Origin of the sequence: Bradyrhizobium brasilense (assembly GCF_029714345.1) — a bacterium.
GTDB classification, from domain to species: Bacteria; Pseudomonadota; Alphaproteobacteria; order Rhizobiales; family Xanthobacteraceae; genus Bradyrhizobium; species Bradyrhizobium australafricanum.
Genome location: NZ_CP121669.1, coordinates 2,236,612 through 2,257,423, shown reverse-complemented (window position 1 = coordinate 2,257,423; position 20,812 = coordinate 2,236,612). Strand labels below are relative to the sequence as shown.

At 65.5% G+C, this 20,812-nt stretch carries 19 protein-coding genes; 9 read left to right on the top strand and 10 right to left on the bottom strand.

Translation table 11 applies throughout. The annotated features are described in order from the left end of the window. From QA635_RS10400 to QA635_RS10390, 3 genes are all read left to right on the top strand, one after another. Entirely contained in the window at positions 1-2,064 is a 2,064-nt protein-coding gene (locus QA635_RS10400; protein ID WP_092085833.1) for a hypothetical protein, read from the top strand. Positions 2,065-2,228: 164 nt separating this feature from the next. Further along, positions 2,229-2,651, top strand: a complete 423-nt coding sequence (locus tag QA635_RS10395; RefSeq protein WP_283068703.1) for a DUF2946 family protein — start codon at positions 2,229-2,231, stop codon at positions 2,649-2,651. Positions 2,652-2,762: 111 nt separating this feature from the next. Then, positions 2,763-5,129 carry a TonB-dependent receptor gene (locus QA635_RS10390; RefSeq protein ID WP_283068701.1) on the top strand — a complete coding sequence of 789 codons (2,367 nt, stop codon included), beginning with the start codon at positions 2,763-2,765 and terminating at the stop codon, positions 5,127-5,129. A gap of 180 nt (positions 5,130-5,309) precedes the next feature. On the opposite strand, the gene QA635_RS10385 is transcribed toward QA635_RS10390, so the two are convergent. From QA635_RS10385 to QA635_RS10375, 3 genes are all read right to left on the bottom strand, one after another. Continuing rightward, positions 5,310-5,627, bottom strand: coding sequence for an EthD family reductase (locus tag QA635_RS10385; protein ID WP_225158578.1), 318 nt, complete (start codon positions 5,625-5,627; stop codon positions 5,310-5,312). Positions 5,628-5,740: 113 nt separating this feature from the next. Beyond that, positions 5,741-6,253, bottom strand: a complete 513-nt coding sequence (locus tag QA635_RS10380; RefSeq protein ID WP_057016974.1) for a GNAT family N-acetyltransferase — start codon at positions 6,251-6,253, stop codon at positions 5,741-5,743. Between the two features lie 39 nt (positions 6,254-6,292). Beyond that, positions 6,293-6,781 carry an NUDIX domain-containing protein gene (locus tag QA635_RS10375; protein WP_016839736.1) on the bottom strand — a complete coding sequence of 163 codons (489 nt, stop codon included), beginning with the start codon at positions 6,779-6,781 and terminating at the stop codon, positions 6,293-6,295. Between the two features lie 147 nt (positions 6,782-6,928). On the opposite strand from QA635_RS10375, the gene QA635_RS10370 reads away from it, so the two are divergent. Then, a complete protein-coding gene (locus tag QA635_RS10370; protein ID WP_283071574.1) occupies positions 6,929-7,816 on the top strand; it encodes a metallophosphoesterase family protein in 888 nt (295 codons plus the stop codon). On the opposite strand, the gene QA635_RS10365 is transcribed toward QA635_RS10370, so the two are convergent. The 3 genes from QA635_RS10365 to QA635_RS10355 all read right to left on the bottom strand — a co-directional run bounded on the left by QA635_RS10365 (position 7,813) and on the right by QA635_RS10355 (position 9,580). After that, on the bottom strand, positions 7,813-8,565 hold the full coding sequence (locus QA635_RS10365) for a glycine-rich domain-containing protein (RefSeq protein WP_283068697.1): 753 nt from the start codon (positions 8,563-8,565) through the stop codon (positions 7,813-7,815). The two genes, QA635_RS10370 and QA635_RS10365, sit on opposite strands and share 4 nt — an antisense overlap. 21 nt (positions 8,566-8,586) lie before the next feature. Beyond that, positions 8,587-9,159: a hypothetical protein gene (locus QA635_RS10360; RefSeq protein WP_283071569.1), complete on the bottom strand. Its 573-nt coding sequence runs from the start codon at positions 9,157-9,159 to the stop codon at positions 8,587-8,589. A gap of 211 nt (positions 9,160-9,370) precedes the next feature. After that, positions 9,371-9,580, bottom strand: a complete 210-nt coding sequence (locus tag QA635_RS10355) for a DUF4170 domain-containing protein (protein WP_016839740.1) — start codon at positions 9,578-9,580, stop codon at positions 9,371-9,373. 242 nt (positions 9,581-9,822) lie between these two features. Here QA635_RS10355 and QA635_RS10350 point away from each other — a divergent pair, with 242 nt between their 5' ends. Continuing rightward, positions 9,823-11,265, top strand: coding sequence for a helix-turn-helix domain-containing protein (locus tag QA635_RS10350; RefSeq protein ID WP_057016971.1), 1,443 nt, complete (start codon positions 9,823-9,825; stop codon positions 11,263-11,265). A 20-nt stretch (positions 11,266-11,285) separates the two neighbouring features. Here QA635_RS10350 and QA635_RS10345 read toward each other — a convergent pair whose 3' ends face one another. Then, positions 11,286-11,438 (bottom strand): hypothetical protein, encoded by a 153-nt coding sequence (locus tag QA635_RS10345; protein WP_283068693.1) that lies wholly within the window; start codon positions 11,436-11,438, stop codon positions 11,286-11,288. Between the two features lie 294 nt (positions 11,439-11,732). On the opposite strand from QA635_RS10345, the gene QA635_RS10340 reads away from it, so the two are divergent. Then, positions 11,733-12,986, top strand: coding sequence for a Spy/CpxP family protein refolding chaperone (locus QA635_RS10340; RefSeq protein WP_283071567.1), 1,254 nt, complete (start codon positions 11,733-11,735; stop codon positions 12,984-12,986). 568 nt (positions 12,987-13,554) lie between these two features. Here the strand turns inward: QA635_RS10340 and QA635_RS10335 are convergent. Continuing rightward, the gene (locus QA635_RS10335; protein ID WP_229193141.1) at positions 13,555-14,013 is read right to left on the bottom strand and encodes a GYD domain-containing protein; all 459 of its coding nucleotides are present in this window, start codon (positions 14,011-14,013) and stop codon (positions 13,555-13,557) included. A gap of 271 nt (positions 14,014-14,284) precedes the next feature. Here QA635_RS10335 and QA635_RS10330 point away from each other — a divergent pair, with 271 nt between their 5' ends. Next, a complete protein-coding gene (locus tag QA635_RS10330; protein WP_283068690.1) occupies positions 14,285-15,235 on the top strand; it encodes an aldo/keto reductase in 951 nt (316 codons plus the stop codon). Positions 15,236-15,430: 195 nt separating this feature from the next. On the opposite strand, the gene htpX is transcribed toward QA635_RS10330, so the two are convergent. Further along, positions 15,431-16,360 carry a zinc metalloprotease HtpX gene (htpX, locus tag QA635_RS10325; protein ID WP_141340519.1) on the bottom strand — a complete coding sequence of 310 codons (930 nt, stop codon included), beginning with the start codon at positions 16,358-16,360 and terminating at the stop codon, positions 15,431-15,433. 220 nt (positions 16,361-16,580) lie between these two features. Next, positions 16,581-18,233: an ATP-binding protein gene (locus QA635_RS10320; RefSeq protein ID WP_283068687.1), complete on the bottom strand. Its 1,653-nt coding sequence runs from the start codon at positions 18,231-18,233 to the stop codon at positions 16,581-16,583. Positions 18,234-18,418: 185 nt separating this feature from the next. Here QA635_RS10320 and QA635_RS10315 point away from each other — a divergent pair, with 185 nt between their 5' ends. Then, positions 18,419-19,765: a lytic murein transglycosylase gene (locus QA635_RS10315; RefSeq protein ID WP_283068686.1), complete on the top strand. Its 1,347-nt coding sequence runs from the start codon at positions 18,419-18,421 to the stop codon at positions 19,763-19,765. 357 nt (positions 19,766-20,122) lie between these two features. After that, positions 20,123-20,626 (top strand): DUF1993 domain-containing protein, encoded by a 504-nt coding sequence (locus QA635_RS10310; protein WP_283068684.1) that lies wholly within the window; start codon positions 20,123-20,125, stop codon positions 20,624-20,626. Positions 20,627-20,812 lie beyond the last annotated feature (186 nt).

Genomic DNA, 20,812 nt, shown 5'->3' with positions numbered 1-20,812 from the left:
ATGAACTACGGTATCGCGTTCACACCGCTGGTTCCTTCGCTCGTGCTGTGGCTCGCGCTCGGCGCGATCGTCGTCATTGCCGTGCTGCTCCTGGTGTCGCGCGCGCGGGGCGCCGCGGTGCGGGTCGCGGCGCTGGCGCTGATCCTGCTGGCACTGGCCAATCCCTCCTTCACCCGCGAGGACCGCGAGCCGCTGTCTTCGGTCGCTGCCGTCGTGGTCGACAAGAGCCCAAGCCAGAATTTCGGCACGCGCAACCAGGAGACCGACAAGGCGCGGCAGGCGCTGGTCGACAGCCTGAAGCAGATCAAGGGCCTCGAGGTCCGCGTCGTCGAGGCCGGTCAGGCCGATGGCGAGACCGATGGCACAAAACTGTTCGGCGCGCTGACGTCGGCGCTGTCGGACGTTCCGGTCGAGCGCGTCGCCGGCGCCTTCATGATCACCGATGGCCGCGTGCACGACATTCCCGCCAACGCCCAGGCGCTCGGCTTCCAGGCGCCGGTGCACGCGCTGATCACCGGCCGCAAGGACGAGCGCGACCGCCGCATCGCGATCACCGCCGCCCCGCGCTTCGGCATCGTCGGCCAGACCCAGACCATTACCTTCCGGCTCGACGACCAGGGCGTCACCGGCGAGCGCGCCAAGGTCACGATCCGCCGCGACGGCGAAGTGATCAACGAGCGCACGCTGACCAGCGGCCAGACCTCGAGCGTCGACATCGACATCAAGCACGCTGGGCCCAACATCGTCGAGATCGAGGCCTCGCCGCTCGAGAACGAGTTGACGCCGGTCAACAATCGCGCCGTGGTCGCGATCGACGGCGTGCGCGACAAGCTGCGCGTGCTGCTGGTGTCCGGCGAGCCGCATTCCGGCGAACGCACCTGGCGCAACCTCTTGAAATCCGACCCCAGCGTCGATCTCGTGCACTTCACCATTCTGCGTCCGCCGGAGAAGCAGGACGGCACGCCGATCAACGAGCTGTCGCTGATCGCATTTCCGACCCGCGAGCTGTTCCAGCAGAAGATCAACGAATTCCAGCTGATCATCTTCGACCGCTACGCCCGCCAGGGCGTGCTGCCGATCGCCTATTTCGACAACATCGCTCGCTATGTCCGCGCCGGCGGCGCGGTGCTGGTGTCCGCCGGCCCCGACTACGCCTCGACCACCAGCATCTGGCGCACGCCGCTGGATTCGGTGCTGCCGGCCGAACCGGTCGGTGTGACCGAGAAGCCGTTCTACGCGCATCTGAGCGATGCCGGTAAGCGCCATCCGGTGACGCGCGGGCTGGAAGGCTCGAATGCCGAGCCGCCGCATTGGAGCCGGTTCTTCCGCACCGTCGATACCCGCAACGCAATCAATCCGCCGGTCATGACCGGCGCCGACGGCAAGCCGCTGCTGCTGCTGTCGCGCTTCGGCGAAGGCCGCGTCGCGCTGCTGCTCTCGGACCACATCTGGCTGTGGGCGCGCGGCTACGAGGGCGGCGGCCCGCATCTCGATTTGTTGCGGCGGGTGTCGCACTGGCTGATGAAGCAGCCCGACCTCGACGAAGAGGCGCTGCGCATGCAGGTGCAGGGTAAGGATCTCATGGTGGTGCGCCAGACGATGGCCGACACCGTATCGCCGGTCACCGTGACGTCGCCGAGCGGCACCACGCATGAACTGACGCTCACCGCCGGCGATCCCGGCGAGTGGCGCGCGACGCTGCCCGCCAACGAGCTCGGCCTGTGGCAGGCCACCGACGGCACGCTGAAGGCGCTTATCAATGTCGGCCCGACCAACCCGAAGGAATTCTCGGAGGTCACCTCGACCACCGACATGCTGAAGCCGCTGGCGCAAGCGACCGGCGGCGACGCACGGCGCATCGTCGACGGTTCGAGCCTCGATATGCCGCGCGTCGTGCCGGTGCGCTCCTCCTCGATCTTCCGCGGCGACGGCTGGCTCGGCGTCAAGATGCGCGACGCCAGCGTCGTTAAGGGTGTCGGCGTGCTGCCGATGTTCGCCGGCCTGGTCGGCCTGCTGCTGTTGCTCGGCGCGTTCGCGGCAACATGGCTGCGCGAGGGACGCTGAGCCCGGCCGGGCTCACGTTTGCGTTGCATCAAGCACACACAGGCAATGCATCGACACGGTTTGTCTGAACGCTGGTTGACATCGCGCATGCCATCCGATGTTATAATGTAACATCGGGGCGCTGGGGTGTTGATGCGCTCCCGATTGGGCGGGCGTCATCAGACATGCAGTGGTTCCGGCGACACATCAAGACTGGCTCGCGGCTGGCGCTGTTCGCGCTCGCCGTCCAGTTCATGCTGTCGTTCGGGCATTTCCATCCGATCGCGGCTGCGCAAGCGGCGCCCGCAGGCCAGACCGGGCTGTCGCTGGTCGATCTCGCCTATATCGGGACCTCGGCGACGCCGGACCTCGCGGTCCAGGTGACCGGGACGCCACAGCCCGCCAATCACGACAACGACCGGCATCCGGCCGACAATTGCGCGATCTGCGCCGTCATCTCGCTCGCGAGCAGCATGCTGTTCACGGCGCCGCCGGTGCTGTTGCTGCCGGAAGCGATCGAGCTTCTGTTCCGCACCACCAATGCCGAATTCGCCCATCTGAAATCGGCGCCGGCGGCCTTCCGCTCCCGCGCACCTCCCCTGTCCTGACATCGACTGATTGCTGCACGCCCTGAGCGGACGGCCGCGTCACATTTGCGGCCTGCGCCAGCGGGGCAAATCGGAATCGATCCGTCATTTCGACGGGCCTGGAACGGGACAATGACACTTCAGAAGAAACGAGCACTCTATATCGGGAGCGTGAGCTGGCTATTGCTGGGCGCGATGAGCCACAATGCGCTGGCCGACGACGCGCCGACGCAACTCCCTGACATCACCGTGACGGCACCGAGCCCGATCCAACGGCACCGGGCGGCGCCAACGCGTACGCCGAGTCATGTTGTCCGGGCCGCGCCGAGCCGCAACCGCGAACGCGCTGCGGCCGCGCAACCGGCGGCTGCGGCACCAGCGCCGGCACCGCAGCAGGGCGTGCTGCCCGTGGTTACCGATCAGTTCGCCACCGTCACCGTGATACCCAACGAGGAACTGCGGCGCTCCGGCGCCGCCACGCTCGGCGATCTCCTGTTCTCCAAGCCCGGCATCACCGGTTCGAGCTTCGCGCCGGGCGCGTCGAGCCGGCCGATCATCCGCGGCCTCGACGTCAACCGCGTCGGCATCGTCGAAAACGGTCTCGGCGGCGGCGGCGTGTCGGATCTCGGCGAAGATCATTTCGTCCCGATCGATCCGCTCTCGACCAACCAGATCGAAGTGGTGCGCGGCCCGGCCGCGCTGCGCTACGGCTCGACCTCGATCGGCGGCGTCGTCAGCGCCACCAACAACCGGATTCCCGATGCGATGCCGACCTGCGTGGCGGCGCCGTTCCAGAGCTACGGATTGCCGGTGAAGGCTCCGCTGGCCGACGCCGGCGCGCCGGGTTGCCTCAATGTCGAGACCCGCACGTCGGTCAGTTCGGTCAATCGCGGCGTCGAGGGCGGCATGCTGCTGGACGCCGGCGGCAACAATGTCGCCGTGCATGCCGACGTCTATGGCCGCTCGACCAGCGACTACAGCATCCCGAGCTATCCATATCTGTTCGACCAGACGCGGCCGGTGAACGGCCGCCAGCCGAACTCCGCGACGCAGTCGGACGGCGCGTCGGTCGGCGCCTCCTATTTCTTCCAGGGCGGCTATATCGGCGCGGCGATCACCCAGAACGACTCGCTCTACCACATCCCCGGCATCGACGGCGCCGACCACCAGACCCGGATCGACGCGCACCAGACCAAGATCGCCGTCAAGGGCGAGTACCGGCCCGATACTGCTGCGATCGATGCGGTGCGGTTCTGGGTCGGCGCGACCGACTATCGCCACAACGAGCTCGGCCTCGCCGATCCGACCGACCCGTTGAGCGACGGCGTGCGGCAGACCTTCACCAACAAGGAGCAGGAAGCCCGCGTCGAGGTGCAGATGATGCCGTTCAACGCGCGCTTCGCCACGGTGACGACCGCGTTCGGCGTGCAGGCCGGGCATCAGGAGCTGACCGCGCCGAGCCCGGACGATCCGACCTCGCTGTTCAACGGCCTGTGGAGTCCGAACAACAACAACCGCGTCGCGGGTTACGTGTTCAACGAGTTCAAGTTCACGGATTCGACCAAGGCGCAGATCGCCGGCCGCATCGAACATGTCGACCTGCACGGATCGATGCCGAATTTCCCGGCGGACTATCTGCCTGACGGCGCACCGCAGAGCTCGATCGCACGCAATCCGTCCTACACGCCGGTCAGCGGCAGCATCGGGCTGCTGCAGAACCTGCCCGGCGATCTCGTCGGCAGCATCACGGCGCAATATGTCGAACGCGCGCCGAAGCCTGCGGAGCTGTTCTCGCGCGGCGCGCATGATGCGACCGCGACCTTCGACATCGGCAATCCGAACCTGACCATCGAGACCGCGAAATCGGTCGAGATCGGCCTGCGCAAGGCGACCGGACCGTTCCGCTTCGAAGCCACCGCCTACTACACCCGCTTCAGCAACTTCATCTATCGCCGCCTGACCGGGGTGATGTGCGGCGACGATTTCGACTCCTGCGGCAATGGCGATCCCAACAATGAGGCGCGGCAGGCGGTTTATTCGCAGCGTGACGCGATCTTCCGCGGCGCCGAATTCCAGAGCCAGTTCGACATCGGTCCGCTCAACGGCGGCATCTGGGGCATCGAGAACCAGTTCGACGTGGTGCGCGCGACCTTCACCGACGGCACCAACGTGCCGCGGATTCCACCGGTGCGGCTTGGCGGCGGCTTCTATTGGCGCGACAGCAACTGGCTGACCCGCATCAATCTGGTGCACGCCTTCGCGCAGAACGACATCGCTGTCATCGGCGAGACCCCGACCGCGGGCTACAATCTCCTCAACGCGGAGATCACCTACAACACCAAGCTGAATTCGTCATGGATCGGCGCACGCGAGATGACGCTTGGTCTGGTCGGCAACAACCTGCTCAACCAGAACATCCGCAACTCCGTTTCTTATACCAAGGACGAGGTGCTGATGCCGGGCCTCGGCATACGGGCGTTCGCCAACCTGAAGTTCTGAGACGTGCGTATCCCTCTGCCGCCAGCGGCAGAGGGATTTTGCGATCGCGTAACCCGGTTGGAGCGCAGCGCAATCCGGGGGGACTGCTCCCGCGGTGAGACTGATCCCGGATTTCGCTTCGCTCCATCCGGGCTACGAGCGTCTCTGAGGGGAGCTGCGTAACCTGCTCGGTCTGGACGATCAGTGGCCGACGACGACTTCGCTGATCTGGATCACCGGCTGCTGGTCGGTGTAATTCGGGATGTCGCCCATGATCTCCTGGGCGTGCTTGCCCATGCCGGCCGCGAAGGCCTCAACCGAGTCGCAGAAGATGTGGCACATTCCGACATAGGTTGCAGGTTGCCCCGGCGCGCCCCCGGCGAGACCCTTGTCGACGGTGTAGTATTTGCACGCGTCGCCGAGGCGCGCCTTCACCAGCGGCATGTGCTTGTCGCGATAATAGTCGTGATCAAAGCGTGCGCCTGGATTGTTCGGATACATCACACTGACTTTGATCATGGCGCGCACTCTCCCTGTTGATATGACATGCGCCGGTCTTGTCCCGGCGCTTGCCTCAACTGTGCTTCAGTTTCCGATGGTGCGCAACCGTTCCGGCACCGCTCGCGCGGATGTCAGATCGCCTTGCTCCAGTCCGGCAGGATTGGCCCGGACACGCCCTCGGCCGCGCCGTCGACCAGTTCCATGACAAGCAGGCGACTGTAATCGACCGGGCCGGGCATGGTCATCCGCCCCTTCGGGACCGGCTTGAAGCCGACCCGCGCGTAGTATGGCTCGTCGCCGACCAGCACGATCAGCCGATGGCCCTTGGCGCGGGCGTCGTTGATCGCACGCTCGAGCAGCGCACGGCCGACGCCGCGGCTGCGGAACGGCGGCTCGACCGTCAACGGCCCAAGCATCAGGGCCGGCGTATCGCCGATCGTGACCGGCAGCTGGCGCACCGAGCCGACCAGCAGCGTGCCGATCCGCGCCGTGAAGGAGACATCGAGCAAATGATCGACATGCTCGCGCAGCCGGTAGGCGCTGAGCACGAAGCGGCCGGGCCCGAAGGTGCGCTCGTGCAGACGCTCGATCGCCTGGGCGTCTTTCGGGGTCTCGGGCAGGATGGTCAGGGACAATTCGGTCATTGTGGGGCGCGGGATAGCATCTGGCGCGGGCGCGGTCCATCACCGCCATGTCGCCGTCGGCGGCTTGCCCTCGAGCACCTCCGCGATCCGCAGCCGCGTACCCGGGGTGGTCTCGTCAGGCAGATCAGCCGGATCGAAGAAGCCGCAGGCCACGATCTCGCGATTCGGCTCCGGCAGGCGGTCCTGCCGGTAGTTCCTGACGACGTAGACCGCGACATGATCGCGCGGCGAGACGTGGCTATTGTGGAAGATGCCGTGCAGCACCGGCTCGCCCTTGAGCTCGATCCGCCCCTCCTCCTCCAATTCGCGCCGCAGCGACTCGATAAAACTTTCGCCGACCTCGACCCCGCCGCCAGGCAGATACCAGCCATGGACGTAGCTGTGCTTGACCAGGAACACCCTGTTGTCGGCATCGAGCACGACGGCACGGACCCCGAGCGTCATGCTGCGGACGAGCCGCCAGTAGAAATGAAACACCCATCTGATCTGCGGCTCGTAGCGCTTGCGTAAATCGAGCAGGACCGTCACTGAACCCTCGACATCATGGTGTTTGATCCGTGCTTTGATCCTTGCGCGCCTGCGCAGCTCTTGCCAATACAGGGCAGGACGTTCGGGATAGCACGACATGACCGGCTGCCGGCCACTTTTCGCGGACAATCCGAAGGGAATCGCATGATGGCGGCGTTCCGCCTCGCGCATCTGTCGGACCCGCATCTGCCGCCGCTGCCGGCGGCGCGGCTGCGCGATCTCGCCGGCAAGCGCGCCTTCGGCTACCTGAACTGGACGCGCAACCGTCACAAATATCACCGCCGCGACGTGCTCGACGCGCTGGTGTCGGACATGCAGGCGCAGCAGCCGGACCACATTGCCGTGACCGGTGACCTCGTCAATCTGGCACTGGATGCCGAGTTCAATCCGGCCCGGCAATGGCTGGAGGGGGTAGGTTCGCCTGCCGACGTCACCGTGGTCCCCGGCAACCACGACGCCTATGTGCGCGCGACCCGGCATCGCTTCGTCAGTCACTTCGGCGACTATCTGCGCGGCGACGCCGACGGCGCGGCAACGCATTTTCCGTTCGTGCGCCGCCGCGGGCCGCTGGCGCTGATCGGCGTCTCCTCGGCGGTGCCGACCCCGCCGCTGATGGCGACCGGCTGGCTCGGCCATCCTCAGCTCGATGCGCTCGATGCGATTCTCGCGCAGCTGTCGCGGGAGGACGCCTTCCGCGTCCTCTTGGTGCATCACCCGCTGCACTCCGACGGCCGCGCCAAGCGGCTGACCGATTCGCATCAGCTGCTGGCGCTGCTCAGGCGCCACGGCGTCGAACTGGTGCTGCATGGCCACGACCACATCCATTCGACGATGTGGTTCGACGGCCCGGAGCGGAAGATCCCGGCGATCGGCGTGCCGTCGGCATCGGCGCTGGCGCGCAAGCACTATCCGGCGGCGGCCTACAATTTGTTCACGATCGAGCGTGACGGCAATGGCTGGCGCTGCGAGCAGACCGTGCGCGGGCTCGGCGATCACGCCGGCATTCGCGAATTGAAGCAAGCACGACTAGCCTAATCGCCGCCCCCGCCACCGCCGCACCCACCGCCGCAACCGCCGCCGCTGTCACCGCCGCCACCATCACCGCCGCCGTCACCGCCATCGCTGCCACTGCTCCCGTCGCTGCCGGCATCGCCGAAGCCGGCTGACGATCCGTCGATCGAGGAGTCGGAGAAATCGCCGCCGCAATAGGGACTGCTACCACCGATGCCGCTGCGGCGCAGCGCCTCGCAGTCGGTGTGATAGATGAAGCCGTTCGCGATGTTCAGCTTGGCGTCGAGCGCGAACAGCAGCGGCAGCCGGGTCGGCCTGACCGGATCGATGTTCTCGTATTTGCAGCAGTACCACCAGACCCGGCGCAGCCCCTCATTGCTCCTGCGCCGCTCCTTCACCAGGACCACCGCGGGGGTGTGATGCAGGAAGCTGCCGAAGGCGCGGCGGCAGAACGCGTCGTATTCGCGGGTGTAGAGAATGAATTCGTGCCAGAGGTCGTCGGCCGCCTGCGACGGCATCGAGACGTAGCGCTTGCCGCTCATCAGATAGGCGAGGAAGAATTGCCGCAGGCCGCGCGAGACCAGCGCGCTGTCCTTGCGGGTGAAGCCGGGGTGACGCTTCTCGAGCCGCGCCAACAGGCCCGCCGGCCAGTAAAAGGTGCGGATGTATTCGGCGCGCCGCAACGTCTGCCACTTGCCGAACAGCACGGCGCTGCCGACCACCGCGGCCGCCGCCAGGACGCCGAAAAATGCCGAGGCGGGTGTTATGACCACGATGCCCCGCCCCTTGAGCGGCTAGAAGTTTTGCAAGCTCGCATACAGCGCGAGACCGAACAGCGCGAGCGCGCCCATGACGAAGCCGAACACGAACATGCCGATCCCGCCGCGGCGCTTCGGCGCCACCGGCACGGGCGGCGGCGCCGGCGGCTCGGCAACCGGAAGCGGCGTTGCCACCATCGCATGCTCGCGCTCGATCAGGCGGCGCGCGACATAGTCGGTGACGGCATCGACGATCGCGGCCACGTCATGCGATTCGGCAAGCACGATGCGGCCGAACCTCGTGTCCTGCACGAAGCGGTAGATCCGCTTGTCGCGCCCCATCAGCACATGCGCGACGACGTCGATCCACAGCCGCGGCGTCTCGCCCTGGCTGATGCCGCGGTCGAACAGATCGACCTTGTCCGGCACCTGCGCGAACAGCGGATCGAGCGCATCGTTGAGGATCTCGAGCCGCGCCACCTCGGCGTCGCGCAACTCGACGACGACACCGGTGCGATCGGCCGCCTCGATCCGCGCCCGTCGCAACGCCTCTCGCAGCGTCGGCCGCATCTCGCGCGCCTCGCTGCCGGTGTTCTGCGGATCGGACATGCCTTGCGGTCTCGTGGTGACGGGTTTCCTGCGCATTAACCTATCAGCAACCAAGATGTCCGCAAAGGGCGTTGGTTCCCAAGCACTTAGGTCGCCACTTATCCCCAGATCAAAGACCTGACGCTGTCCCAAAAGCGGTCGACCCCACCCGGATGAAACCGGATGGGGCCGCCGTCCTTGGACGTTTTCTTAGCTCTGAAAATTCTGGCGCTCAGGCCGAAACCCGCGACGGCTCCTCGACGATGGAGAAGCGCACGCCGGCCTTGTGGCGGCTCTCTTCCGAAACTTCCTTCCAGCACTCTTCGGCTTCCTTGCGGGTCTTGAACGGACCGCGGACCTGGGCCGACCCTTCGACGAGCTTGTGGAAGTTCATCGACCCGAACTCTCCGCCGATCACCCAGAAATTGCTGCCCTTGCTCATCGTCAGTCTCCTTCAAAAAATCGGGCTGCCTTTGCCCAGCCGCCTGTACCTTGATCCCCGCAACCTGCTCGTCCGATCGACATTCTTGACAGAGCATTGCGAACCGCGTGTCAGGAGATAAACGCGAAAACGCGAAGTTCGTACAGATGCCTTGTTATTTATTGGTGATGTCATGTAACATATGAACTTGTAATAAATGTCGATTTGTAAATTTTGTCACAAAATAGGTCAGGAAGCCTGCCATGCCTGGCGAGTCCGGAAAGAAACTCTTCGTCGGTCCGCGCTTCCGGCGGATCCGCCAGCAATTGGGGCTGTCGCAGACCCAGATCGCCGAGGGACTCGGCATCTCGCCCTCCTACATCAACCTGATCGAGCGCAACCAGCGCCCGGTGACGGCCCAGATCCTGCTGCGGCTGGCCGAGACCTACGACCTCGACTTGCGCGACCTCGCCACCGCCGACGAGGACCGCTTCTTCGCCGAACTCAACGAGATCTTCTCCGATCCCCTGTTCCGCCAGATCGACCTGCCGAAGCAGGAGCTGCGCGACCTCGCCGAGCTCTGCCCCGGCGTGACGCATGCGCTGCAGCGGCTCTACGCCGCTTACACCGAGGCGCGACGCGGCGAGACGCTGGTGGCGGCGCAGATGGCCGACCGCGAAGGCTCGCAATTCGACGCCAACCCGATCGAGCGGGTGCGCGACCTGATCGAGGCCAACCGCAACTATTTTCCGGAGCTCGAGACCGCCGCGGAGAATTTGCGCGACGAGCTCAACGTGCCGACCGAAGGCCTGTTCACGGCGCTGACCACGCGCCTCCGCGAAAAACATTCGATTCTGACCCGCGTGATGCCGGTCGACGTGATGCGCGAGACGCTGCGCCGTTTCGATCGGCATCGCCGTCAGCTCTTGATCTCCGAACTGGTCGACAGCTCCGGCCGCAGCTTCCAGCTTGCGCTGCAGATCGGCTTTGTCGAGTGCGGCGCTTCGATCGACGCCATCGTCAGCCGCGCCGGTCCGCTCGACGACACCGCGCGCCGGCTCTACCGCATCACGCTCGCCAATTACTTCGCAGCCGCCGCGATGATGCCCTATCAGGCGTTTCATTCCGCAGCCGAAGCCTTGAGCTACGACGTCCATGTACTGGCGCAGCGTTTCAACGCCGGCTTCGAGCAGGTCTGCCACCGCCTCACCACGCTGCAACGGCCGAACGCGCGCGGCGTGCCGTTTTTCCTGCTCCGCGTCGACAATGCCGGTAACGTGTCGAAGCGGTTCTCCTCCGGCACCTTCCCGTTCTCCAAGTTCGGCGGCACCTGCCCGCTCTGGAACGTGCACTCGACCTTCGACATGCCGGATCGCCTGCTCAGCCAGGTGATCGAATTGCCGGACGGCACGCGCTACTTCTCGATCGCGCAGATGGTGCGCCGGCCGGTGGCGCCCTACCCGCAGCCGCAGCCGCGCTTTGCGATCGGACTCGGCTGCGAGATCCGTCATGCAGCCAAGCTCGTCTATGCCACCGGCATGGATCTGGAGAAGGTCGAGGGCACCCCGATCGGCGTCAACTGCCGGCTTTGCGAGCGCGAGAATTGCAGCCAGCGCGCCGAGCCGCCGATCACGCGCACCCTGATCCTGGACGAGACCACGCGGCGCGTGTCCTCGTTCGCGTTCTCGAATGCGCGGGAGTTGTGAGCCAAGGATCAATCCGCCGATCAATCCACCGCGGCAAAGGCCTTGCACCAGCCGTCCTTGCTGATCGCGCCCTCGACCACCTTGCAGCCGTCGGGTGCGACGAACAGCGTGCACATCTCCTGCACGAGGCGCTGGTCCGGCGCGGCGCCTGGCCGCCGAAAACGGAGGAGCATTCGACCGAGGACGACGTGCGCTAAAGCATGATCCGGAAAAGTGCGAAGCGGCTTTCCCTCGCGACAACGCGTTTGCGCGAATCACACACCAAACTAAAGCGCGATGACGATTCGACCCAGCGCGTGTACCCGACGCGACTAATCCGTTGACGTCGTGACCTGACCGCAGGTTCACCCAATGAAAACGGCGGGAGGAACTTTCGGTTCCGCTGCGAGTCATATTTGTGACGCGATGTGGCCTGGACCGCCAAGGGAGAGACCGAGGGAGAGATCATGTCAAAGTCCCGCCTTGGAATGGCTGCGGCCGGCGTTGCAATTGGCGTTCTGGGAGCGCTGCCGAGCGCGGCCGAGGCGGGTTTCCGCCTGCGCGTTGGCGGCCCCGTGAGTGTCGCGCGCTTCGCGATGGCCGGCGTGCTGTCGGTCGCGGGTCTCCGCCACGCACGCATGGCGGCGCGCCACAGCCGCGTCCGCACGGCTGCTCTAAGACCGCAAGATCTTCGCCCCGCCGCCGAGTCGATCGGCCCGAGTGAGCGCGCGCAGCTCACGGCCGTCGCCGCGCTGGCCGGCTGGCAGGGCGGCCGAGCTGCGCAAGGCTGGTGGCAGCACTCCGACGGTTCATACGGCTGGGTCGGTCCGCTCTTCTGGCCGTTTGCCTATAGCGATCTCTATGACTACGCGCTTCTCAATGATGGCAGCGGCTTCTGGGCCTATGGCTACGGCGATCTCTACGCCGCGATCTTCTCGCCTTACGCTGCGAGCGATCTCTCAGCGTTTGCGGCCGAGCGCCCCGCCGGGAGGCGGCATCGCAAAGCGCCCTCGGTGCAGGAATTCTGTAGCGGCGACACCGCCGAGACGACCGGCCTTCCCCTCGAGCGGATCGGCCTAGCGGTCGCGGCGAACGAGGCGCAGCGCGCAGCCTTCGACGAGTTCGCGAGCGCCTGGATTTCCGCCGGCAACACCATCCGCGCTTCCTGTCCAGCACAGACCGCAACCACCGCGCTGGAGCGATTCGCGGCCATGCAGAGCCGCGTCAACGCGATGCTGAGCGCAGTTGCGACCGTTATGCCGCCATTTCAAAAATTCTACGATCTCCTAAGCGATGAACAGAAGGCCCAGCTCAACACGCCCGAACGCGACCGCCGCGCTAACGCTGCGGCCGCGAAGCTGAAGGAGATGCAGGACGCCGCCTGCCAGGCGAGCCGTGAACCGCAAGACGAGCAACAGGCCGAAAAGCAATACCGCCAGCTCGTCGCCCAGCAATGGCCCCTCGACGACATCGTCGCCAGCCTAAAACTGAACGATACGCAACGCGCCGCGCTCGAAGTGGTGCAGGATACCACGATGGGCACCATGGAAGCCTTAAACCCATGCCCGCCAAAGGACGCGCTCACCCCGCCGGCCCGCCTTAAGGCCGCGAAGGCGCGGTTGGAAGCGATGAGAGAGGCGATCATCAGCGTGAACGACGCGGTCGACGATTTCCGTTGGAACCTGAGTGACGAGCAGAAGACGCAGTTCGAGGGGCTCGGTCTGAAGAAGCGGGGGGTGTGATTTTTCCATCCCCAAGCGGCGCTGGTCGGCCAAGGCGATACTTCGCATCCCCTGTCGCATTCGCTAGTCGTCCGCTAAGAAGGGCTGGACATGCGAGCAAGCGTTATAGGGGCGGGCTCTAAGTAGTTCGGTCGCGCGACCGAGACGCCGTTCAACATGAACTTTGAGGCCGCACGCAGTCAACTGAACTTCTTTGGATGTTGCTTTTTGGCCCAAGGCCGACATACGGCGATGTCGGCCTCAACGTCAGCTTCCGAGATCAAAGCGGACGCGAAGAATTCATGAGTACACGCCCTGATCTCATCGCGCCTTAGCGCGTACTGCGCTCGTCTTGCTGAAGCGGAGGCCGAGCGAGGCGGCGGACGTCATGCGACGGCACAACCGGCCGGGGCTGTGGCCGGCATGCACGTAGCCAGGACATCCGCCTGAGCTAGTGCCCATCCGTTGACGCCCCGGATCAGCGGCGCGCAACGGCCCTCGCCTCCGCGCGGGACGCCAGCAAGCGCCGCCGCGCGAGAGTGACACCGGCCATCAGATCAATCTGCGCCGTTTTGGATCGCTCGGCCTGCTAACCGCCGGGCGGCGTGTAGGCGGCCTTGAGCTTGGTCGCGTGCTGACGCACCACCTTGATCTCGTCCTGGGTAAAGAGCCGGATCAGCCGCACATTCTGCATGGCGCCGGCCGCGACCACCACGCCGCTGACCGCAGGCGCGAAGCTCGGATCCGGCACGTCGAAGATCACCATCACGCCGGGGCCATCGGTCGCCGTGCTGTACATCGAAATCAGCTTTCCGCCGGCGGCCTCAATCAACTTCTTCGCGGCCTCGTATCGATTGGTCGTCGGGTTTTCCATGATGTTGTTCAGGGAACGCGGGGTGTATTCACCAGAGAAGCAGAAATGCATGGCAATCGCTCCGTTTGGTTGGAATGAAAAAACATTCACCCAGGCACGCGGCCCGGGCAGAGCATTTCGTACTGAAAAATGAGAAGAAATGGCCTGCCGATGGCCAGTCGCGCTGCCGCTCATTCTCCGGATTTCGGCGCAACCGGTGGCAGCTCGCCGCGCAATCTACATCAGACCCGCGGCAAATAAAATCGCGTTTCTGCTCTGCGACAGAATCTCTTCCTTAGTCGATGCAGCGTCGAGGGGCAGCGTGCCTGACCTGACCGACGAGCGGTCCCGATCCATCCGCGTCCGCCAAGCGCCTGCCAGGCGGTTGCGGCACAACGCCTTGCAAACAAGGGCGATCTGCCTCAGTGTCCGCCGCCCGCTATCAAGAACAAGCGAAAGAAAACTCATGAAGCATCACGCGCTCGGCCGCTCCGGCCTCACTGTCCCTCCCCTGTGCTTCGGCTGCAATGTATTCGGCTGGACCGTGGACGAGACGTCGTCGTTTCGCCTGCTCGACACCGTGCTCGATCAGGGGCTGACATTCCTGGATACGGCGGATGTCTATTCGCGCTGGGTACCGGGCCACAGCGGCGGCGAATCCGAGACGATCATCGGCAAATGGATGAAGGCGCGCGGCAACCGCAACCGCGTCGTCCTCGCCACCAAGGTCGGCATGGACATGGGCGGCGGCAATGTCGGGTTGAAGCCGGACTACATCGCGCGCGCCGTCGAGGACTCGCTGCGGCGGCTGCAGACCGATTTCATCGACCTCTACCAGTCCCACAAGGACGATGAGACGACGCCGCAGGAAGAGACGCTCGCGGCCTATGACAAACTGGTCAAGGCCGGCAAGGTCAGGGCGATCGGCGCCTCGAACTTCTCGGCGGAGCGACTCCAGAGCGCGCTCGACATTGCCAAGGCGAACGGCCTGCCGCGCTACGAGAGCATGCAGCCCGAATACAGCCTCGCGGAGCGCTCAAGCTACGAAGGCGCGCTGCAACGCGTCTGCGAGGCGAACGACGTCGGCGTGATCACGTTCTTCTCGCTCGCCGCCGGATTTTTGACCGGCAAATATCGCTCGGAGAGCGACTTCGCAAAGAGCCCGCGCGGTGCACGCAGCATTCCTAAATACATGAACCCGCGCGGCATGCGCATCCTGGCCGGTCTCGACGAGGTCGCCGCGGAAACCCGCGCCGAGCCGGCTGCGGTCGCGCTCGCCTGGCTGATGGCAAAACCCTCCGTCACCGCGCCGATTGCCAGCGCCACCAGGCCCGAGCAGGTCGCAACCCTGGTCGCGGCGACCAAACTTGAGCTGAGCAAGGACCAGGTCGAACGGCTGGACGCCGCGAGCGCGTAGCAGCTGCCTTCACTTCACCTCGCCCCGCGTGCGGGGAGAGGTCGGAACGCATCGCTAGATGCGTTCCGGGTGAGGGGGAGCTTCCGCGAATGCAGCTATCGCTGTATTTGCGGAGACGAACCTCACCCCAACCCTCTCCCCGTAAGAACGGGGCGAGGGAGCACACCGCCTTCGCGGCTACGGCTTGGTCCCACCCTACCCCCACGGGCCGCGCTGGCCGGATCCGCCCCACGGGCTGCGCGGCGGATAGCTTCCACCGGCCGGGCGCGGCGCGGTCTGGGTGCCGAGCTCGGCGGCGAGCTGCTGCAGCGCGGCGATGCGGTTCGCGGTCGAGGGGTGGGTCGCGAACAGGTTGTCGACGCCGTGGCCCGACAGCGGGTTGATGATGAACATGTGCGCGGTGGCCGGATTGCGCTCGGCCTCCATGTTCGGCACCTGATGCGCGGCGTTCTCGATCTTCGCGAGCGCGGAGGCAAGCCACATCGGCTGGCCCACGATGCGTGCGCCATAATTGTCGGCGGCGTATTCGCGGGTGCGGCTGATCGCCATCTGCACCAGCATGGCGCCGAGCGGCGCCAGGATCATCATCGCGATCGATCCGACGATGCCGGGGCCGTTGTTGTTGCGGTTGCCGCCGAAGAACATGCCGAACTGCGCCAGCATCGAGATCGCGCCGGCGATCGTCGCCGTGATCGTCATGGTCAGCGTGTCGTGATGCTTGATATGCGCAAGCTCATGCGCGATCACGCCGGCTAGCTCCTCGCGGCTGAGCTGCTGCATCAGGCCCGTGGTGACGGCGACCGCCGCATTCTCCGGATTGCGGCCGGTCGCGAACGCATTGGGCTGCGCCTCGTCCATCAGGAACACACGCGGCATCGGGAGCGCGGCGCGCTGCGCCAGCTCGGCGACGAGATTGTAGAGTTCGGGCGCCGAGCCCGCATCGACCTGATGGGCGCCGTACATCGACAGCACCATGCGATCGGAATTCCAGTAGGTGAACAGATTTGTCGCAGCCGCGACCATCAGCGCGATCACGGCGCCGGTGCCGCCGCCGATCAGATAGCCGACCCCCATGAACAGGGCGGTGAGGCCGGCAAGCAGGAGCGCGGTGCGGAAATAGTTCATCGTTGTTCCCTCACGGCGAGCGGAATGCTGCCACAACTCACGCCGCTGAGGTAGGGATTTTGCCGCTGAAGCCGCAAGGGGAACCAGTGCGTCGCAGCGACGCGGCGGGGGTTAACAATCGGTTATCTGCCGCGGCGATCGGTAGCCCGCATGAGCGAAGGGATATGCGGGTAAGACCGGTCCCGCATGTCGCTTCGCTCATGCGGGCTACGATCCTTCGCTACGCCGCCGGTTCCTGCGCAATCACCGCCCCCTCCTCGCGCAATGCGACGCGCAACATGCGGGCGAGCTCGGCGCGGCTGTAGGGTTTTGCCAGGAACAGGATGCCCTGCTCGAGCTTGCCGTCCTGGTCGATAGCGTCATCGGTATAGCCCGACGTGAAGAGGACGCGCAGACCCGCGCGGCGCTTCCGCGCCTCGGTGGCGAGGTCGCGTCCGTTCATCGCGCCCGGCATGATGACGTCGGTGAACAACAGATCGATCGGCGCGCCGCTGTCGAGCACGGCAAGGGCTTCGCGGCCATTATTGGCCGACAGCGTGGTGTAGCCGAGGCTCTCGATCTGGGTCAGCACATAGGAGCGCACCAGTCTGTCGTCCTCGACGACGAGCACGATTTCCCGCGCGCCGCGCACGTCCGGCTGCCGCCGCTCGGGCACCGCTGCCGCTGAGACCACCGCCGCGCGCGGCAGATAGAGCATCACCTTGGTGCCGCGACCGATCTCGCTGTCGAGCACGACGTGGCCGTTGGATTGCTTGACGAAGCCGTAGACCATGCTGAGGCCGAGCCCGGTGCCCTTGCCGACGTCCTTGGTGGTGAAGAACGGTTCGAACACCTTGGCCAGATCGGCTTCCGCAATGCCCCGACCGTTGTCGGTCAGCGCGATCGCGACATAGTCACCGGCGGCAAGCCCATCATGGCCGCTCACGTCCGATGGCTTGAGCTCGGCGGTGCGGGTCTCGATCATCAGCCGGCCGCCCTTCGGCATCGCGTCGCGCGCGTTGAGCGCAAGGTTGATGATCGCGGTGACGAGCTGGTTGCCATCGACCAGTGCGCGCGGCAGATCGGGTGCGGCGCGAAAATCGATGTCGACATGGTCGCCGATGGTCGGCCGCAGCAGCTCTATGGTGTCGACCATCAACGCGTTGACGTCGACGTCGCTCGGCTGCAGCGGCTGCTTGCGCGCGAAGGCGAGCAGATGCCGCGTCAGCGATGCGCCGCGCTCGGCGGCGTCGCGGATCAGCGCGGTGATTTCGGTGAGCTGGCGGTTGTGAGTGACTGCCTCGGCCAGGATGTCGATCGTGCCGGTGATGACGGTGAGGATGTTGTTGAAGTCGTGCGCAATGCCGCCGGTGAGCTGGCCGACCGCTTCCATCTTCTGCGCCTGACGGATCTTGCTCTCATTCGCCTCGGCCTCGCGAAAGCGCTCGAGCAGGAATTCCGAGCGCTGGCGCTGGCGTCCCTCCTCGGCGAGCGCGACATGGGCCTCGCGCAACTGCTCTTCGGTCGGGATCGCGAGAATCCGCGGGATCAGCGGCCAGAGCAGCACTGCGGTGAAGATCGAGGCGACAGCGGTCAGTGCCTTGAGCAGGCCCTCGAGACCGTAGATCGGCACCCACAGCGTGTAGATCGAGAACACATGGGTGAGGCCGCAGGCGAGGATGAACGCGGCGAACGGCCACGCCATCCAGCCGAACTGGAAATCGCGCCGCTTGGAGACGAGGATCGCCAGCGCAAAAGGGATCGAGAAATACGAAGCGGCAATGATCGCGTCTGAAATCACGTGGAGCCAGATCAGCTCCGGTTCCCATAACAGGCAGATGCCGTGCGGCGAAAACGTCGACGAATCCAAAAGACGCTCGAGAAAACTCCACATGGGTCCCTCCGGGCGTGATCGATCCGCCGACACCCCTGCCCGCGAATCACCGGCCGATCATAGTGGTGGCGGCTCAACCTACCTCAGCCCAATTGGTCTAACGGCGCTATCCCCGTTGTTGCCCGGTGTCGCCCTGGTGTATGCAGATTGGGCTTCAATTCCCCTCTTTCCAGCCGGTGACATCGATGCCAGCCTCTCCCCTCCGCGCCCCGATCATGATCGCAGCGATCGCGGGGGCGCTGGCGCTCTCTACCCTCGCCTCGGCGCAGCAGCCGCTGCCCAGCCCCTTGAATCCCGCACCGGTCAGGCCGCGCCCGGCCGCCGTCGCCTCGCCGAGGGCTGCGTCCTGTCACAACGGGCAAAACTTCGATCGCTTCCTCGCCGAGCTGAAGCAGAAGGCGGTCGCCGCCGGCGTCTCGCAGCGCACGATCGCGGAGACCGCGCCCTACCTGATCTACGACCAAGGCATCGTCAACCGCGACCGCGGCCAGCGCGTGTTCGGGCAGATCTTCACCCAGTTCGCCGGCCGCATGGCCGCGAACTATCGCATGCAGCAGGGCCAGCAATACATCCGGACCTATGCCTCCGCATTCGCGCGCGCCGAAAAGGAATATGGCGTGCCGCCGGCGGTGATCGCCGCGTTCTGGGGACTGGAGAGCGATTTCGGCGTCCAGATGGGCAATTTGCCGACGCTGAAATCGCTGGTGTCGCTGGCCTATGACTGCCGCCGCTCTGAAATGTTCCAAGGCGAGACCATCGCCGCGCTGAAGATCATCGAGCGCGGCGACCTGACGCCCGACGAGATGATCGGCTCATGGGCCGGCGAGCTCGGCCAGACGCAATTCTTGCCGACGCATTATTTCAACTACGCGGTCGACTATGACGGCGACGGCCATCGCAATCTCCTGCAAAGCGGCCCCGACGTGATCGGCTCGACCGCGAACTACATCGCCACCGGATTGAAGTGGCGGCGCGGCGAGCCGTGGCTGCAGGAGGTGCGCGTGCCGCAGGCGGCAAACTTCCCGTGGGACCAGGCCGACCTCACCATCAAGCTGCCGCGCTCGAAATGGGTGTCGCTTGGCGTCAGCTTGACCGACGGCAAGCCATTGCCGAATGACGAGATGCCGGCCTCGCTGCTGCTGCCGATGGGCCGGATGGGTCCGGCGTTCCTCGCCTATGCGAACTTCGCCGCCTACACCGAGTGGAACAACTCGCTGATCTATTCGACCACCGCCGGCTATCTCGCCGGCCGCATCGCGGGCGCACCGCCGATGCAGCGGCCGCACGCGCCGGTCGCGCAATTGCCGTTCAATGAGATCAAGGAGCTGCAGGGATTGCTCGCGCGTGCCGGCTACGACGTCGGCAAGATCGACGGCGTGCTCGGACAGGCAAGCCGCAGTGCGGTGAAGGCGATGCAGATGAAGTACGGCCTGCCGGCGGATTCCTGGCCGACCGCGGAGCTCCTGGCGCGGATGCGCGGCGGGCCCCGCACCCAGCCGGCCGCGGACGCCGCGGCACCGGGGATGCGGTAGAGCGAACGCCCATTTTCCGTAGCCCGAATGCAGCGCAGCGAAATCCGGGACAAGCCCCGATGCGCCTCCCCGGATTGCGCTGCGCTCCATCCGGGCTACGCAGACTCTGGCGATCCGTCATCCTGAGGAGGCCGCAACGCGGCCGTCTCGAAGGATGAATCGGCCCCCCAGCCGGGCCGTGCATCCTTCGAGACGCCGCTTCGCGGCTCCTCAGGATGACGGGATCAAGAATGCCGCCCGCGGGAAATATTTGACCAACTGTTACAGCCGCCCGCAGTTGTATTCTTCCCCTTGCCGCCCCACTTGCAGCATCGCCGTTCGGTAACATCCGGATTTCATCAGAACAGGGAGCATCACATGTCCTTTCATGACGCCGTCGTCCCCGCCTACCTGCAGATCCTCAACAGCCTCACCGGCGAGCTGACCAAGGCCGAGGCGCATTGCGAAGCGAAGAAGATCGCGCCCGAGGTGTTGCTGGGATCGCGGCTCTATCCCGATATGCTGCCGCTGACCAAGCAGGTGCAACTTGTCTGCGATCACGCCGCACGGGGCTGCGCGCGGCTGACCCATAGCGAAGTGCCGTCGACGCCCGATACCGAGAAGAGCATCAGTGAACTGAAGCAGCGGCTCGCCAAGACGATCGACTATGTGAAGTCGTTCAAGCCGGCGCAGTTCGACGGCGCCGACGCCAGGGACGTCACCTTCCCGATCGGCCCCGATCGCACGATGACCTTGAAGGGCCAGCAATTCGTCAGCGCGTTCTCGTTCCCGAACTTCTATTTCCACGCCGTGACCGCGCACGACATCCTGCGCCACAACGGCGTCGAGATCGGCAAGCGCGATTTCCTCGGCGTCAGCTGACGCGCTTCGTCCCTCATGGTGAGGAGCGCGTCTTCGCGCGTCTCCGAACCATGAGCCCCCACTCGGGCCGCATCCTTCGAGACGCCGCTTCGCGGCTCCTCAGGATGAGGACCTAACAGGGCCGGGGTGATCGATATTCCCCGCGGCGGGATTCTCCGCCTTCGCCAAGGCTGCGGCGCGACACGT